Source organism: Streptococcus sp. k-378 (assembly GCF_013277505.1).
GTDB classification, from domain to species: Bacteria; Bacillota; Bacilli; order Lactobacillales; family Streptococcaceae; genus Streptococcus; species Streptococcus pseudopneumoniae.
This window is the reverse complement of the sequence record NZ_VMNC01000017.1, coordinates 1-17,255: the sequence shown is the minus strand read 5'-3', so window position 1 is coordinate 17,255 and position 17,255 is coordinate 1. Positions and strand designations below refer to the sequence as shown.

The 17,255-nt window shown below is 41.3% G+C and carries 12 protein-coding genes and 2 pseudogenes; 13 read left to right on the top strand and 1 reads right to left on the bottom strand.

Translation table 11 applies throughout. The annotated features are described in order from the left end of the window. Nucleotides 1–41: 41 nt before the first annotated feature. From HT719_RS02285 to greA, 13 genes and pseudogenes are all read left to right on the top strand, one after another. Complete coding sequence (locus HT719_RS02285; RefSeq protein ID WP_172928107.1) at nucleotides 42–1,664, top strand: polysaccharide biosynthesis protein; 1,623 nt, start codon at nucleotides 42–44, stop codon at nucleotides 1,662–1,664. 205 nt (nucleotides 1,665–1,869) lie between these two features. Continuing rightward, complete coding sequence (locus HT719_RS02280) at nucleotides 1,870–3,828, top strand: peptide ABC transporter substrate-binding protein (RefSeq protein WP_000748867.1); 1,959 nt, start codon at nucleotides 1,870–1,872, stop codon at nucleotides 3,826–3,828. A gap of 171 nt (nucleotides 3,829–3,999) precedes the next feature. Next, nucleotides 4,000–4,773 (top strand): annotated as a pseudogene (locus tag HT719_RS11450) (ABC transporter ATP-binding protein); the annotation flags it as partial. Between the two features lie 186 nt (nucleotides 4,774–4,959). Then, on the top strand, nucleotides 4,960–5,682 hold the full coding sequence (locus tag HT719_RS11445) for an ATP-binding cassette domain-containing protein (RefSeq protein ID WP_025170631.1): 723 nt from the start codon (nucleotides 4,960–4,962) through the stop codon (nucleotides 5,680–5,682). A 157-nt stretch (nucleotides 5,683–5,839) separates the two neighbouring features. After that, entirely contained in the window at nucleotides 5,840–6,934 is a 1,095-nt protein-coding gene (locus tag HT719_RS02270; RefSeq protein ID WP_172928102.1) for a cystathionine gamma-synthase, read from the top strand. Nucleotides 6,935–6,941: 7 nt separating this feature from the next. Further along, nucleotides 6,942–8,108: a MalY/PatB family protein gene (locus tag HT719_RS02265; RefSeq protein ID WP_172922207.1), complete on the top strand. Its 1,167-nt coding sequence runs from the start codon at nucleotides 6,942–6,944 to the stop codon at nucleotides 8,106–8,108. A gap of 92 nt (nucleotides 8,109–8,200) precedes the next feature. Beyond that, entirely contained in the window at nucleotides 8,201–11,299 is a 3,099-nt protein-coding gene (locus tag HT719_RS02260; RefSeq protein WP_172928100.1) for a DEAD/DEAH box helicase, read from the top strand. Between the two features lie 47 nt (nucleotides 11,300–11,346). Then, complete coding sequence (locus HT719_RS02255; protein WP_172928098.1) at nucleotides 11,347–11,964, top strand: cystathionine gamma-synthase; 618 nt, start codon at nucleotides 11,347–11,349, stop codon at nucleotides 11,962–11,964. Nucleotides 11,965–11,974: 10 nt separating this feature from the next. After that, nucleotides 11,975–13,309 carry a UDP-N-acetylmuramate--L-alanine ligase gene (gene murC, locus HT719_RS02250; protein WP_172928096.1) on the top strand — a complete coding sequence of 445 codons (1,335 nt, stop codon included), beginning with the start codon at nucleotides 11,975–11,977 and terminating at the stop codon, nucleotides 13,307–13,309. 9 nt (nucleotides 13,310–13,318) lie between these two features. Then, nucleotides 13,319–13,780 (top strand): GNAT family N-acetyltransferase, encoded by a 462-nt coding sequence (locus HT719_RS02245; protein WP_172928094.1) that lies wholly within the window; start codon nucleotides 13,319–13,321, stop codon nucleotides 13,778–13,780. Then, nucleotides 13,777–14,271, top strand: coding sequence for an N-acetyltransferase (locus HT719_RS02240; protein ID WP_138699459.1), 495 nt, complete (start codon nucleotides 13,777–13,779; stop codon nucleotides 14,269–14,271). The genes HT719_RS02245 and HT719_RS02240 overlap by 4 nt, the downstream gene beginning before the upstream one ends. Before the next feature lie 80 nt (nucleotides 14,272–14,351). After that, the gene (gene mltG / locus HT719_RS02235; RefSeq protein ID WP_138701208.1) at nucleotides 14,352–15,953 is read left to right on the top strand and encodes an endolytic transglycosylase MltG; all 1,602 of its coding nucleotides are present in this window, start codon (nucleotides 14,352–14,354) and stop codon (nucleotides 15,951–15,953) included. 61 nt (nucleotides 15,954–16,014) lie between these two features. Next, complete coding sequence (gene greA / locus HT719_RS02230; RefSeq protein ID WP_000818760.1) at nucleotides 16,015–16,497, top strand: transcription elongation factor GreA; 483 nt, start codon at nucleotides 16,015–16,017, stop codon at nucleotides 16,495–16,497. Nucleotides 16,498–16,658: 161 nt separating this feature from the next. Here the strand turns inward: greA and HT719_RS02225 are convergent. Further along, nucleotides 16,659–17,255: pseudogene (locus HT719_RS02225) on the bottom strand (winged helix-turn-helix domain-containing protein); the annotation flags it as partial.

Sequence of the window (17,255 nt, the reverse complement as noted above, 5' to 3'; positions counted from 1 at the left end):
TAAGGAGTGTTTCCTAGTTATCAAAATTGAATGAGGAATCTATGTCGCACGAAAACAATCACCAGCAGGCCCAGATGTTACGGGGGACTGCTTGGCTAACGGCTAGTAACTTTATCAGTCGCCTGCTTGGGGCCATCTATATTATCCCTTGGTACATCTGGATGGGATCTTATGCAGCTACGGCAAATGGTCTCTTTACCATGGGCTACAATATCTATGCCTGGTTCTTGCTGGTTTCAACAGCAGGGATTCCAGTTGCGGTGGCCAAGCAAGTTGCCAAGTACAATACCATGCGAGAAGAAGAGCATAGCTTTGCCCTGATTCGGAGCTTTTTAGGATTTATGACAGGACTTGGCCTCGTTTTTGCTTTAGTTTTGTATCTCTTTGCTCCTTGGCTAGCAGACTTGTCTGGCGTGGGCAAAGACTTGATCCCAATCATGCAAAGCTTGGCTTGGGGAGTCTTGATTTTCCCGTCTATGAGTGTTATCCGAGGATTTTTCCAAGGGATGAATAATCTCAAACCTTATGCCATGAGCCAAATTGCTGAGCAGGTCATTCGTGTTATCTGGATGCTCCTAGCAACCTTTATCATTATGAAACTTGGTTCAGGAGATTACCTAGTAGCGGTTACCCAATCCACCTTTGCTGCCTTTGTCGGCATGGTAGCTAGTTTTGCAGTTTTGATTTATTTCCTTGCCCAAGAAGGCTTACTCAAAAGAGTCCTTGAAACAGGGGATAAGATTAACAGCAAGCATCTTTTGATCGATACCATTAAGGAAGCCATTCCTTTTATCTTGACAGGGTCTGCCATCCAGCTCTTCCAGATTTTGGACCAGCTGACCTTTATCAATAGTATGAGCTGGTTTACCAACTACAGCAATGAGGACTTGGTTATCATGTTTTCTTATTTCTCAGCCAATCCTAATAAAATCACGATGATTTTGATTTCTGTTGGGGTTTCGATTGGGAGTGTAGGCTTGCCGCTTTTGACAGAAAACTATGTCAAGGGGGACTTGAAGGCAGCTTCTCGTCTCGTTCAGGACAGTCTCACCCTACTCTTTATGTTCTTGCTACCAGCAACGGTTGGAGTGGTTATGGTAGGAGAACCTCTTTATACAGTCTTCTATGGCAAGCCAGACAGTTTGGCTATGGGCTTATTTGTCTTTGCAGTTTTGCAGTCTATTATTTTAGGCTTGTACATGGTCTTGTCCCCCATGCTTCAAGCCATGTTCCGCAACCGCAAGGCCGTTCTCTATTTTATCTATGGTTCTATTGCCAAGCTGGTCTTGCAACTGCCTACCATCGCCCTTTTCCACAGTTATGGTCCCTTGATTTCAACAACCATCGCTCTTATCATTCCTAACGTCTTGATGTATCGGGATATTTGTAAAGTAACGGGTGTTAAGCGCAAGGTGATTGTGAAGCGAACCATTTTAATCAGTTTGCTGACCCTAGTCATGTTTCTGTTAATAGGAACCATCCAGTGGCTGTTAGAATTTTTCTTCCAACCAAGTGGACGTTTGTGGAGCTTCTTTTATGTAGCTCTTGTCGGTGCCATGGGGGGTGGACTCTACGGATTCATGAGTCTCTATACTCGTCTCTTAGATAAGGTTATTGGACAGGCCAAAGCTGCCCAGTTGCGAGCAAAATTTAAGTTTTCTTAAGATAGCATTTATAAATAAAAGGAATAAGTTGAACAATCTTTTAGGAGAACTTGAAACTTATTCCTTTTTTTAGCGTCAAAACAGCTAAAATTATCTTTTAAGAGTAGAAGATGAGGCCTTTTTCGATTTTTTTGGACAAAATCATTGACTAAACAAACTAAACGTTGTATAATAAAACAAATCTTTAAATCAGGAGGTTCTGGAAATGAAAAAGTCTAAGAGCAAATATCTAACCTTGGCAGGTCTTGTCCTGGGTACAGGAATTTTATTGAGCGCGTGTGGAAATTCTAGCACAGGATCAAAAACCTATAACTATGTTTATTCAAGTGATCCATCTAGTTTGAACTATCTAGCAGAAAACCGCGCAACAACAAATGATATTGTGACCAACCTGGTAGATGGTCTCATGGAAAATGACCAATATGGGAACTATGTGCCATCCTTGGCAGAGGATTGGAGTGTTTCTAAGGACGGTTTGACCTATACCTACAAACTTCGTAAGGATGCCAAGTGGTTTACTTCTGAGGGAGAAGAATATGCTCCTGTAACTGCCCAAGATTTTGTGACAGGTTTGCAATATGCGGCTGATAAAAAATCAGAAGCCTTGTATCTAGTGCAGGACTCTGTTGCAGGTTTGGATGACTATATCACTGGTAAAACAAGCGACTTTTCAACTGTCGGTGTCAAGGCTCTTGATGACCAAACGGTTCAATACACCTTGGCTCGACCAGAACCTTACTGGAACTCAAAAACGACATCAACCATTCTTTTCCCAGTCAATGCGGATTTCCTAAAATCAAAAGGGGATGATTTTGGCAAGGTAGACCCTGCTAATATTTTGTACAGTGGACCTTTCTTGATGAAAGCTTTTGTTTCAAAATCTGTCATCGAATACAAGAAAAATCCTAACTACTGGGATGCTAAAAATGTCTTTGTAGATGATGTTAAATTGACCTACTATGATGGTAGTGACCAAGATGCTCTTGTTCGTAACTTTACAGACGGAGCCTATAGCTACGCTCGTCTCTATCCAAATAGTTCAAGTTTTGAAGGGATTAAAGAAAAATACAAAGATGATATCATCTACAGTATGCAGACTGCTACGTCTTATTACTGGAATTTTAACCTAGATAGACAAGCTTATAAATTTACTTCTAAGACGACCGACATTGAAAAGAAATCAGCTCAGGAAGCAGTTCTTAATAAAAACTTCCGTCAAGCTATTAACTTTGCCTATGATCGTACAGCCTATGGGGCTCAAACTCAGGGAGAAGACGGAGCGACTAAGATTTTGCGTAACTTGGTTGTTCCTCCAACCTTTGTAAGTATCAAGGGAAAAGACTTTGGTGAAGTAGTAGCCTCTAAGATGGTCAATTATGGTAAGGAATGGCAAGGTATCAACTTTGCGGATGGTCAAGACCCTTATTACAATCCTGAGAAAGCCAAGGCTAAATTTGCTGAGGCCAAGAAAGAGCTAGAAGCTAAGGGAGTTCAATTCCCTATTCATTTGGATGCGACAGTTGACCAAGCTTCTAAGAAGGGGATTCAAGAAGTAAGCTCTATGAAGCAATCTATTGAAGCAGCTTTAGGTACGGAGAACGTCGTTATTGATATCCAACAGTTATCAACAGAGGACTATCATAACTCAAGTTACTTTGCTCAAACAGCAGCTCAAAAAGATTATGACCTTTACAATGGTGGTTGGGGTCCTGACTACTTAGATCCATCAACCTATCTTGATATCTTTAGTGTCAAGAATGGTGGGGTTCTACAAAATCTTGGACTCGAGCCTGGTGAAGCCAACGACAAGGCTAAGGCAGTTGGACTTGACACTTATACTCAAATGTTGGAAGAGGCTAATAAGGAGCAAGACCCAGCCAAACGTTATGAGAAATATGCTGATATTCAAGCATGGTTGATAGATAGTTCTCTAGCGATTCCAAATGTTTCATTAGGTGGAACGCCTAGCTTGAGAAAAACAGTTCCTTTCTCAGCACCTTATTCATTGGCTGGTAATAAAGGGGTTGAATCATATAAATACCTCAAAGTACAAGATAAGATTGTCACAACAGACGAATATGCAAAAGCCAGAGAAAAATGGTTGAAAGAAAAAGAAGAATCCAATAAAAAAGCCCAAGAAGAATTGGCAAAACATGTCAAATAAAATCTAATTGTAGATAAGTTTGTGTAAGAAGTCTTTGTGCTTAAAAACGCATAATATCAGGTATATAAAATCCTAGATGTTATGCGTTTTGTTATAGGAAGATTTATTAGATTTTATCCTCAAATTGAGTTATTCCCGACTTTATCCGTTGAAATATTATAAGGAGTATTTATGAAATTAAAATTATTAAGAGTAGATACTAAGGTGATTATGGGGAGTTTCTTACTTGTTCTGTCTAGTCTACTTGCTTTGTTGCTTCCCCTTATCTTAAAGGGTTTAATAGATGGGAGTTCTATTGAAAATATAGGTTCCAAAGTATTTCAATCGTTTTTGATTTTTATTGGTCAAGCCTTGTTTTCTTCTATTGGTTACTATCTGTTTAGTCAATCGGGTGAAAAAAAGATAGCAAAAATCAGGAAAAAAGTGATAGAGGGGTTGATTTATGCAGAGAAATCCTTCTTTGATAAGAGCCAAAGTGGGGAGTTGACTTCTGCCATTGTCAATGACACGAGTGTCATTCGTGAGTTTTTAATTACGACTTTCCCAAATATTATTTTGAGTTTAGTTATGGTACTTGGTTCCATCATAGTCTTATTTAGTCTTGATTGGAATCTTTCTCTACTTTTATTCATCACTCTTCCTTGTATGATGTTTATTATCTTGCCCCTTTCCAATATCAGTGAAAAGTATAGTCGTCGTTTACAGGAGGAAATCGGATTTTTAACAGGGCAATTGACTGAAAAGATTCAAGAACATGAATTAATTAAGACTAACCAAGCAGAGAAAAGTGTACAGGATGTTTTGGATAATTGTATTGAAAGGGTACAAAACAATTCACTGAAATCAGATAGGATTACTTCTTTTGAGACCCCGTTTGCTCTCTTATTTATCTTTGCGACTATAGCTGTGATGCTAACCTATGGGGGTTATCGGGTCAGCGTAGGATATATATCTGTGGGAACCTTGGTTTCGTTTTTGATTTACCTCTTTCAATTACTTAATCCTATTAGTAATATAGCTAATTTTGTAACTGTTTATTCTAGGAGTAAGGGATCTTCAGTTGCACTGGAGAACTTGCTTGCAGTTCCTAAAGAAAAATTTGAGGGAGGAAAATCGGTATCAGGACAAGGGTTGAATTTTAACCATGTCTATTTTGGTTATGATGAAAATCGACCTGTCTTAAAGGATATTACTTTCTCCATTTTCAAGGGGCAAAAAATTGCTTTTGTTGGACCATCTGGATCAGGAAAATCAACGATTGTGCGTTTGTTAGAGCGGTTTTATAAACCGCTTTCAGGAGATATTCTAATGGAGCAATCAAGTATATATGATTTTAACTTAAAAGAATGGAGAAGTAAAATCGCTTGGGTTTCACAAAATAATGCAGTCTTATCTGGCAGTATTCGTGACAATCTTTGTCTCGGTTTGAATCGCTTAGTAACTGATGATGAATTGATGAAAGTGCTAGACTTAGTATCACTAGGTGATGAGATTCGCTCCATGAAAGAGGGACTAGATACTGAGGTTGGTGAACGCGGACGACTCTTGTCAGGGGGACAAAGCCAAAGACTTCAAATAGCTAGAGCCTACTTAAAAGATGCTGAAATTCTTATATTTGATGAAGCCACTGCTAATCTTGATGCGGATTCTGAGTATGCGATTATCAGTAGCCTCTATTCTGTACTAAAGGAGAAGACAGTTGTGATTATAGCGCATCGTTTGTCAACGGTAAAAGATGTGGATTGTATTTTCTTCTTAGAGGAGGGGAAAATCACTGGCTCAGGAACTCATAAGGAACTACTGGAAAATCATGAGCGTTATGCTCGTTTTGTGCAGGAGCAAATGATAGAGTGAAGGTGTCTTTTGAGATTCACCATTTTATAGTCTATTAAAGGGAGCAGGAAAAACTCCCTTTTTATATAGTTTGAAACTATAGCTAGCTCTTGAAAAGAAGAAAATGAGTTGATGAAAATAAGTGGTACAATAGTTACTATAGATTTGGAGGTATTGTATGAGCAAGGAATTACACATTAACACAATTTTGGCCCAGGCGGGCATTAAGTCAGATGAAGCGACAGGTGCATTGGTGACACCGCTCCATTTTTCAACGACCTATCAGCATCCAGAGTTTGGTCGATCTACTGGGTTTGACTATACGCGCACTAAAAATCCAACTCGTAGTAAGGCTGAGGAAGTCTTGGCGGCTATTGAGTCAGCAGACTATGCCCTAGCGACTAGCTCAGGGATGTCAGCTATTGTACTGGCCTTTAGCGTCTTTCCAGTAGGAAGTAAGGTCTTGGCAGTGCGTGATCTTTACGGTGGTTCTTTTCGCTGGTTTAACCAAGTGGAGCAGGAAGGTCGTTTCCATTTTACCTATGCCAATACAGAAGAAGAGTTGATTGCCGAGTTAGAAAAGGATGTGGATGTTCTCTATATCGAAACCCCAACCAATCCCTTAATGTTGGAATTTGATATCGAAAAACTAGTAAAATTGGCTCATGCTAAGGGTGCCAAAGTGGTGGTGGACAATACCTTCTATAGCCCTATCTACCAACGTCCGATTGAAGATGGAGCAGATATGGTTCTCCATTCAGCAACCAAGTATCTAGCAGGCCACAATGATGTCTTAGCTGGAGTGGTTGTGACCAATAGTTTAGAACTATACGAGAAGCTTTTTTACAATCTCAATACAACAGGGGCAGTCTTGTCCCCATTTGACAGCTACCAGTTGCTTCGTGGTCTCAAGACCTTGTCTCTTCGTATGGAGCGTTCAACAGCTAACGCCCAAGAAGTGGTTGCCTTTTTGAAGGATTCTCCAGCAGTCAAGGAGGTTCTCTATACTGGTCGTGGGGGGATGATTTCCTTTAAAGTAGTCGATGAAACGCGCATTCCTCATATTTTGAACAGTCTCAAGGTCTTCTCGTTTGCGGAAAGTTTGGGTGGGGTAGAAAGTCTCATTACTTATCCAACGACTCAAACTCATGCTGATATTCCAGCAGAAGTACGCCATTCTTATGGTTTGACAGATGACCTCTTGCGTTTGTCTATTGGGATTGAGGATGCTAGAGATTTGATTGCAGATTTGCGCCAAGCTTTAGAAGGATAAGACAAAGATGGGAAAATATGATTTTACAAGCCTGCCCAACCGTTTAGGGCACCATACCTATAAATGGAAAGAAACAGAAACGGATAGTGAAGTTCTACCAGCTTGGATAGCGGATATGGACTTTGTGGTCTTGCCTGAAATCCGCCAAGCCGTGCAAACTTACGCAGACCAACTGGTTTATGGTTATGCCTATGCCAGTGAAGACTTAATTAAGGAAGTTCAAAAGTGGGAAGCTACACAATACGGTTACAACTTTGACAAAGAGGCTCTTGTTTTTATCGAGGGTGTGGTACCAGCCATCTCAACAGCTATTCAAACCTTTACAAAAGAAGGCGAGGCGGTTTTAATTAACACGCCTGTCTACCCACCCTTTGCTCGCAGTGTCAAGTTGAACAATCGTAGATTGATTACTAATTCCTTAGTGGAAAAGGATGGTCTGTTTGAGATTGACTTTGACCAACTTGAAAAGGATTTGGTGGAAGAGGAGGTTAAACTCTATATTCTTTGCAACCCTCACAATCCTGGTGGACGTGTTTGGGAAAAAGAAGTGTTGGAGAAGATTGGCCAACTCTGCCAAAAACACGGTGTTTTGTTAGTTTCAGATGAGATTCACCAAGATTTGACCCTCTTTGGTCACAAACACCAGTCTTTCAATACCATCAATCCTGCCTTCAAAAATTTTGCTATCGTCTTGAGCAGTGCCACTAAAACCTTTAACATTGCTGGGACAAAAAATTCCTATGCCGTCATTGAAAATCCTAAGTTGAGAGTGGCTTACCAGAAACGCCAGTTGGCTAATAATCAGCATGAAATTTCAGGCTTGGGCTATTTGGCGACAGAAGCTGCCTATCGATACGGTAAAGATTGGTTAGAGGAACTTAAGCAAGTCTTTGAAGACCATATCAATTATGTGGTGGATCTATTTGGAAAAGAGACTAAAATCAAGGTCATGAAACCGCAAGGTACCTACTTGATTTGGCTTGACTTTTCAGCCTATGACCTGACTGATGAAACATTGCAAGAGTTGTTGAGAAATGAAGCCAAGGTTATCCTCAACCGTGGTTTGGATTTTGGAGAGGAAGGAAGTCTCCATGCCCGCATCAATATAGCTATGCCCAAATCTCTGTTGCAAGAAGTCTGTCAGCGGATTGTGGCTACTTTTGCCAAATGTTAAAAATCCAGCCTTCTAGGAGAAAAGTCTTCCTAGAAGGCTATTTTCATAGGCGAAAATATGGTATAATAAACAGATAAGGTAAAGGTGAAAATATGGCTAAATTGATTCCGGGGAAAGTGCGTATCGAAGGTGTTGCCCTTTATGAAACTGGTAAGGTTGATATCATCAAGGAAAAGAACAATCGACTCTACGCTCGCGTTGCAGAAGAAGAACTGCGCTATAGTTTAGAGGATGATTTGGTTTTTTGTGCCTGTGATTTTTTTCAAAAGAGGGGCTACTGTGTGCATTTGGCAGCGCTAGAGCATTTTCTAAAAAATGATGAGCGTGGTCAGGAAATCTTGTGGAGTCTGGAAGAAGGTCATGAAGAAAAAGAGGTCGTTGAAACCAAGGTGACCTTGGGTGGCAAATTTTTGGATCGAATGATGTCTCCAAAATCAGAACGTGCCTATGAGTTATCAGCTGTGGGTCAGGTGGAAGCAGGAACCAATCATATCTTGTGGACTCTGAGAATCGGCCAAATCAATAGCCAAAAATACTATGTCATTCGAGATATTCCACTTTTCTTAAGGATTGTCGAGCAGAGAAAGTCTTATATGATTGGCAAAACTTATGAGGAATCCTTGTCTTGGGAAGCCTTTGATGAGGCTAGTCAAGAACTTCTGACTTTCTTGCGTGGACTGATGGAGGAAGGACAGGCTCCAGACCTCTTTTTCCAAAACCAAGGTCGGCATCTCTTTTTTCCTCTGACCTTTTTTGAGCAGGGTGTGAATTTACTGATGACCTTGCCTCATTTTCAATTTGACCATCAAGTGGATAGCTATCAGACCCTGCTTTTTCAGGATATGCATGCTGATGCCAATCTATTTGCCTTTACAGTAACAGAATACTCGGATTATTTTGAAATGGAAATCAGAGAGAGTCCAAGAGTTAATGCCTTTTATCAGGGAGCTGTGCTGTTCCATAAAGGACAGGTTTATTTTCAAACAGACCAGCAGATGCGTCTTCTCAAGGAAATCAAAGCGTTGCCTTTGGATCAACATGGGAAAAAATACCTGCAATTTGATAGCAGTGACCGTGATAAGTTAGCTTCCTGTCTGACTCTCTTTAGCCAGATGGGGACTGTTTCAGCTCCAGAACGGCTACAAATCAAAACTTTTGCGCCCTCTTTTTACTTTGACAGGGAAGAAGATAATCGGATTCGTTTAGAAATTCAGTTTGATTATGGAAATAGACAGGTATCTAGCCGACAAGAGCTAGAAGAATTACCATTTTCAAGTGACACGGACTTAGAAGAAAGAATTTTCCAAGTCTGTTTGGCTGCGGGCTTTGAAGCCGATTTTCAATCTTGGCGTCAGGCCTTAAAAGCGGAGTCTGTCTATCATTTCTTCCACGAAATCATTCCAGCCTTTGAAAAAGTCGGGGATGTTAACCTATCAGACAAGATAGCAGAACTTTATAGCTTAGCGAGTCCTCAGGTGCAGATTGCCTCCAAGGGAGGTCTCTTGGAAATCCAGTTTGATTTTCAAGATATTGCCCAGGAGGAAATCGACCAAGCCATGCAGGCCTTGGTTGCCAATCAGGATTTTTATATTGATTCGTCTAATCAAGTTTACTTTTTCGATGAAGAAACCAAGAACATTCGCCAAAATCTACAGGAACTGGGGCAATTTGAATTAAAAGATGGGACCTTGCAGGCTCGGAAATCCTTGGCCTACAGTTTAGCTCATCTCTTTGAAGGGCGAGACCGTGTTTCTTTTTCACAAGAATTCCAGAATCTGGCCCAGGATTTGACGCATCCAGAGGACTTTCCTTTGCAAGCAACTCAGGTCAAGGCTGACTTGCGAGATTATCAGGAAAAGGGAATTGGCTGGTTGCAGATGCTCCATCATTATGGTTTTGGTGGGATTTTGGCTGATGATATGGGATTGGGGAAAACCCTTCAGACCATTGCTTTTTTGACTAGTCAAGTGACAAAAGAAAGTCGGGTTTTGATTCTCGCTCCGTCAGGTTTGATTTACAACTGGGCAGATGAGTTTCAGAAATTTGCTCCACAGTTGGATGTGGCTGTTGTTCATGGTTTGAAAGCAAGTCGTGAGGAGATTCTTGCCGAGAGCCATCAAATCTATGTGACTAGCTATGCCACCTTCCGTCAGGACAGTGAGTTTTATCAGGGGATGGCCTTTGACTTCCTTTTCTTAGATGAGGCTCAGGTCATGAAAAATGCCCAGACCAAGATTGCCCAGACCTTGAGACAATTTGTGGTGCCGTCGGTCTTTGCCTTGTCAGGAACTCCGATTGAAAACCATCTGGGTGAGTTGTGGTCTATTTTCCAAATCGTCATGCCCGGACTTTTGCCAAGCAAGAAAGAATTTATGAAATTGCCAGCCGAGCGAGTGGCTCAGTTTATCAAGCCTTTCGTGATGCGACGCAAGAAAGAAGAAGTTCTGACTGAATTGCCAGACTTGATTGAGGTGGTTTATAAAAATGAACTGGAAGACCAGCAAAAGGCTATTTACCTTGCCCAGTTACAACAGATGCGAGACCGTCTGGCTCAAGTATCAGATCAGGAATTTCAGCGAAGTCGTGTGGAAATCTTGTCTGGTCTGATGCGCTTGCGCCAAATCTGTGATACCCCTGCCCTCTTTATGGAAGATTATCAGGGAGCCAGCGGCAAACTGGATAGTCTCCGAGACCTGCTGCTACAGGTGGCAGACGGCGGACACCGTGTCTTGATTTTCTCGCAGTTTAAGGGAATGTTGGAGAAAATTGAACAAGAACTGCCAGACTTGGGCATGACTTCCTTTAAAATTACGGGTTCAACCCCAGCCAAGGAAAGACAAGACATGACCAAGGTCTTTAACCAAGGGGAAAGAGATGCCTTTCTGATTTCCCTCAAGGCTGGTGGTGTCGGACTGAACCTGACAGGTGCTGATACGGTTATCTTGGTTGACCTTTGGTGGAATCCTGCGGTGGAGGCGCAAGCCATTGGCCGTGCCCATCGGATGGGTCAGGAAGAAACGGTTGAGGTTTATCGCTTAGTGACCAGGGGAACCATTGAAGAAAAAATTCAGGAACTCCAAGAACAGAAGAAACATCTGGTGTCACAAGTATTGGATGGCACAGAGTCACGTGGCAGTCTGACCCTAGCAGAAATTAGAGAAATTTTGGGAATTTCTGAAGCCAGCACTTGAAAAATCAAGACAATACGCTATAATGAAGTGTTGAAAGGAAATAGAAAATGAAACAAGAACGATTTCCATTGGTGTCAGATGACGAGGTCATGTTGACTGAAATGCCAGTCATGAACTTGTATGATGAGTCTGATCTGATCAGTAATATCAAGGGTGAGTATCGAGATAAAAATTATTTAGAATGGGCTCCTATTGCTGAAGAAAAACCAGTAAAACCGCTTGAAAAGCAAGTCGAGAAACCTAAAAAAGCTCCTTTAGGGGTTAAAAAAGAAGGAAAGAGCTATGCGGAGGTGGCGCGTGAAGAAGCGCGTGCGGACTTGAAAAAGAAACGCTCTGCTAACTATCTAACTCAGGATTTCAGCCGTGCGAGACGTCATTCTAAATCAGGCCTTGTTAGACAGGGCAATCAACCGACAGCGCCTTTCCAAAAGGAAAATCCTGGTGAATTTGTCAAATATAGTCAAAAATTGACCCAGTCTCATTACATCTTGGCAGAAGAAGTTCATTCTATCCCTACCAAGAATGAAGAAGTATCAGCACCTGCTCCAAAGAAAAACAACTATGATTTTCTAAAGAAGAGCCAAATCTACAATAAAAAAAGTAAACAAACAGAACAAGAACGTCGGGTTGCCCAAGAGTTGAATCTGACCAGAATGACAGAATAGGGGAGAAAACATGCCAAAGACATATCATTTTATCGGGATTAAGGGATCAGGGATGAGTGCCTTGGCCTTGATGTTGCACCAAATGGGGCACAAGGTACAGGGATCAGATGTTGAAAAATACTACTTTACCCAACGTGGTCTTGAGCAGGCAGGGATTACTATTCTTCCTTTTGATGAAAAGAACCTAGACGGTGATATGGAAATTATCGCTGGAAATGCCTTTCGTCCAGATAACAACGTCGAAATTGCCTATGCGGACCAAAATGGTATCAGCTACAAACGTTACCATGAATTTCTAGGTAGCTTTATGCGCGACTTTGTCAGCATGGGAGTAGCAGGAGCGCATGGAAAAACTTCAACGACAGGTATGTTGTCACACGTCTTGTCTCACATTACAGATACCAGCTTCTTGATTGGGGATGGGACCGGTCGTGGTTCGGCCAATGCCAAATATTTTGTCTTTGAATCTGACGAATATGAGCGCCATTTCATGCCTTACCACCCAGAATACTCTATTATCACCAACATTGATTTTGACCATCCAGACTATTTCACAAGTCTCGAGGATGTTTTCAATGCCTTTAACGACTATGCCAAACAAATTACCAAGGGGCTTTTTGTCTATGGTGAAGATGCAGAATTACGTAAAATTACAGCCAATGCTCCGATTTATTATTATGGCTTTGAAGCAGAAGGTAATGACTTTGTAGCTAGCGATCTTCTTCGTTCTACAACTGGTTCAACTTTCACGGTTCATTTCCGTGGACAAGACTTGGGGCAATTCCACATTCCAACCTTTGGTCGTCACAATATCATGAATGCGACAGCCGTTATTGGTCTTCTTTACACAGCAGGATTTGATTTGAACTTGGTGCGTGAGCACTTGAAAACATTTGCCGGTGTTAAGCGTCGTTTCACTGAGAAAATTGTCAATGACACAGTGATTATCGATGATTTTGCCCACCATCCAACAGAAATTATTGCGACCTTGGATGCGGCTCGTCAGAAATACCCAAGCAAGGAAATTGTAGCAGTCTTCCAACCGCATACCTTTACAAGAACCATTGCCTTGTTAGATGACTTTGCCCACGCTTTGAATCAAGCGGATGCTGTTTATTTAGCGCAAATCTATGGGTCAGCTCGTGAGGTAGACCATGGAGATGTCAAGGTAGAAGACCTAGCCAACAAAATCAACAAAAAACACCAAGTGATCACTGTTGAAAATGTTTCTCCACTCCTAGACCATGACAATGCTGTCTATGTCTTTATGGGAGCAGGAGACATCCAAACCTATGAATACTCATTTGAGCGTCTCTTGTCTAATTTGACAAGTAATGTTCAATAGGATGTTCTCATGGAAATTCCAATTAAGATTATTCAGGCGAGTCAGTCTGATTTGGCTGAGGTAGTGGCACTTCAGGCCACATCTTTTCCAGCTGAAAAGCAGCAACCTTCCCATATTTTAGAAGAAAGTATCCGTAAGAGTGCGGATACCTTTCTTCTAGCTAGGGATGAAAATCAACTTTTAGGCTATATTCTATCAAGTCCTCAGTCAGACAAACCGCAATGTCTAAAAGTACATTCTTTAGTTATTGAGTCTGACCATCAGAGACAGGGCTTGGGAACGCTTCTTCTTGCAGCCTTAAAAGAGGTGGCAGTTGAACTGGATTACAAAGGGATTCGTTTGAAGAGTCCTGATGAGCTGCTTTCCTATTTTGAAATGAACGGTTTTATCGATGAAGAAACTTCGCTTTATGCAACTAGCCAGGGTTTTAGTATGATTTGGTTTAATCCCTTTTATCTGGAGGCACAATGAAGATCAGACAAGCAAGATTAGAAGATTTGGATCGTATCGTTGAGATTGAACTAGAAAATTTCTCGATTGAAGAAGCCATTCCTCGCTCTGTTTTTGAGGCACATTTGAGAGAAATTCAGACCTCTTTTCTGGTTGCGGAAAAAGAAGGCAGAATCATGGGGTATATAGAAGGACCAGTTGGCCCCCACCGTCATCTGCAAGACCAGTCCTTTACAGAGGAGATAGAAGACTATGGTCATGAGCGGGGTGGCTATATCTCTGTGACCTGTCTTTCTATTGCCAAGGAGGCACAGGGCCTCGGACTAGGTCAGAAATTGCTGACAGCCTTGAAAGAAGTTGCTCTTGAAGATAAGAGAGATGGCATTAACCTAACCTGTCATGACTATCTCATCGCCTACTATGAAAAGCACGGATTTGTCAACGAAGGCCAGTCCCAGTCAACCTTTGCAGGGGAAACCTGGTATGATATGGTCTGGGAAATGAAAAAATAAGCTAGGAAAAGCATCATAGGTTGCTTTTCTTGGACTTTTAAGATATAATATTATGGATTGTCAACGAGGAGGAAAAACTTTTGAGTGAAAAGTCAAGAGAAGAAGAGAAATTAAGCTTTAAAGAGCAGATTCTGAGAGATTTAGAAAAAGTAAAAGGCTATGATGAAGTTCTGAAAGAAGATGAGGCAGTAGTTCGCACTCCTGCAAATGAACCTTCAGCTGAAGAACTCATGGCTGATTCCTTGTCAACGGTAGAGGAGATTATGAGAAAAGCTCCTACCGTGCCTACTCACCCAAGTCAAGATGTACCTTCTTCTCCAGCGGAAGAAAGTGGTTCAAGACCAGGACCAGGTCCAGGTCCTGTTAGACCTAAGAAATTTGAAAGAGAATACAATGAAACCCCAACAAGGGTAGCTGTTTCCTATAAGACGGCAGAGAAAAAAGCAGAACAAGCAGGTCCAGAAACACCTACGCCTGCTACAGAAACAGTAGATATCATCAGCGATACACCACGTCGTAGCCGTAGAGAAGGAGCAAAACCCGTTAAGTCTAAGAAAGAGAAGAAGTCACATGTGAAAGCTTTTGTGATTTCATTCCTTGTATTCCTTGCCTTGCTCTCAGCAGGTGGTTACTTTGGTTACCAGTACGTGCTAGATTCTTTGTTACCTATCGATGCTAATTCTAAGAAATATGTGACGGTTGGAATTCCAGAAGGTTCAAACGTTCAAGAAATCGGTACGACGCTTGAAAAAGCTGGTTTGGTAAAGCATGGTCTGATTTTTAGCTTTTATGCCAAGTATAAAAATTATACCGACTTGAAAGCGGGTTACTACAATTTGCAAAAGAGTATGAGTACAGAAGACTTACTCAAAGAGTTGCAAAAAGGTGGAACAGATGAACCGCAAGAACCTGTACTTGCGACTTTGACAATTCCAGAAGGTTATACCTTGGATCAGATTGCACAAGCTGTGGGTCAATTGGAAGGTGACTTCAAAGAGTCTTTGACAGCGGAGGCTTTCTTGGCAAAAGTTCAAGATGAGACGTTTATCAGTCAAGCAGTAGCCAAATATCCTACTTTATTGGAAAGTTTGCCTGCAAAAGATAGTGGTGCGCGTTATCGTTTGGAAGGATACCTTTTCCCAGCTACTTATTCTATCAAGGAAAGCACAACTGTTGAGAGCTTGATTGATGAGATGTTAGCTGCTATGGATAAGAACCTATCTCCTTACTATAGTACTATCAAATCTAAAAACTTGACTGTCAATGAGTTGTTGACCATTGCTTCCTTGGTCGAAAAAGAAGGTGCCAAGACAGAAGATCGTAAGCTCATTGCAGGTGTATTCTACAATCGTTTGAATCGTGATATGCCACTTCAAAGTAATATTGCAATCTTGTATGCCCAAGGAAAACTGGGGCAAAATATCAGCTTAGCTGAGGATGTTGCGATTGATACCAACATTGATTCACCTTATAATGTTTATAAAAATGTAGGTCTCATGCCTGGTCCAGTCGATAGTCCAAGTCTGGATGCGATTGAGTCAAGCATCAATCAAACTAAGAGCGATAACCTCTACTTTGTAGCAGATGTCACAGAAGGCAAGGTCTACTATGCTAATAATCAAGAAGACCACGATCGCAATGTCGCTGAACATGTCAACAGCAAATTAAACCAAACAAACTAAAATTATGTGATACTTCACATAATTTTCTTTAGAAAATATTATTAGAAGAAAGTTGAGAAAAATGGCAGAAAAAACATATCCTATGACCCTTGAGGAAAAGGAAAAACTTGAAAAAGAATTAGAAGAATTGAAATTGGTTCGTCGACCAGAAGTGGTAGAACGCATTAAGATTGCCCGTTCATACGGTGACCTTTCAGAAAACAGTGAGTACGAAGCAGCTAAGGATGAACAAGCCTTTGTCGAAGGACAAATCTCTAGCTTAGAAACAAAAATCCGCTATGCTGAAATCGTCAATAGCGACGCAGTTGCCCAGGACGAAGTAGCGATTGGTAAAACAGTCACCATCCAAGAAATTGGTGAGGACGAAGAAGAAGTTTATATTATCGTAGGTTCAGCGGGTGCGGATGCCTTTGCAGGTAAAGTTTCAAATGAAAGCCCAATTGGACAAGCCTTGATTGGCAAGAAAACAGGTGATACAGCAACCATTGAAACGCCTGTTGGTAGCTATGATGTAAAAATCTTGAAGGTTGAAAAAACAGCCTAAAAACAGAAAAAGGAGTGGGGAGGCGATGTACTTCACTCACTCCTTTTTCCATTTTGCTACTCTTCGAAAATCTCTTCAAACCACGTCAGCGTCGCCTTGCCGTATGTATGGTTACTGACTTCGTCAGTTTCATCTACAGCCTCAAAACAGTGTTTTGATACTCATCTGCTTTCAAAAAGCATTCTATTCCATCTCCGATTAACGATGGACTTTATCACCTCCTTCTCCAGTCCTTGTATAACATCTTGAAGTTGATTCATGATATCTTCCAATATGGGCATCAACAGCTCCGTAACAATAGCGAAATTCTCGTATATAGTGACTATGGACATGTGGACCTACTCCCATTGGAGCCCAACAAAATCCCAGTTTACTGATTCTACCGAAACCAGCCTCATCTTGGTACATCAAGCGAACCTTACGAAAATGCCTACTGGTTTTAAAGCGCTTTCTTGTCTTCTTGAATTGAGATTTTATTTTTAGACGCGACAATGGTTTGAACGTCTGCTTTCTTGGGATGTTCTGGACGTGGCCTAATATTTCGCCAACCATGGCGCTTCAAGAGTTGATAAAAGTCATCACGTGTGTAGGAAGAACCTAACTCCTTTTTATAAGCCTGAAATAAGGCATCAATTGTAACAAATTCTCCTGCCTCTGCAGCCTTCAAATGACGGGCAATAAAGGCTTTCTCTTCCTCAACTGTCATATATGCATGGTTACGACAACCACGTGTTTCTTTAAGGAGAGAATCGAGTCCG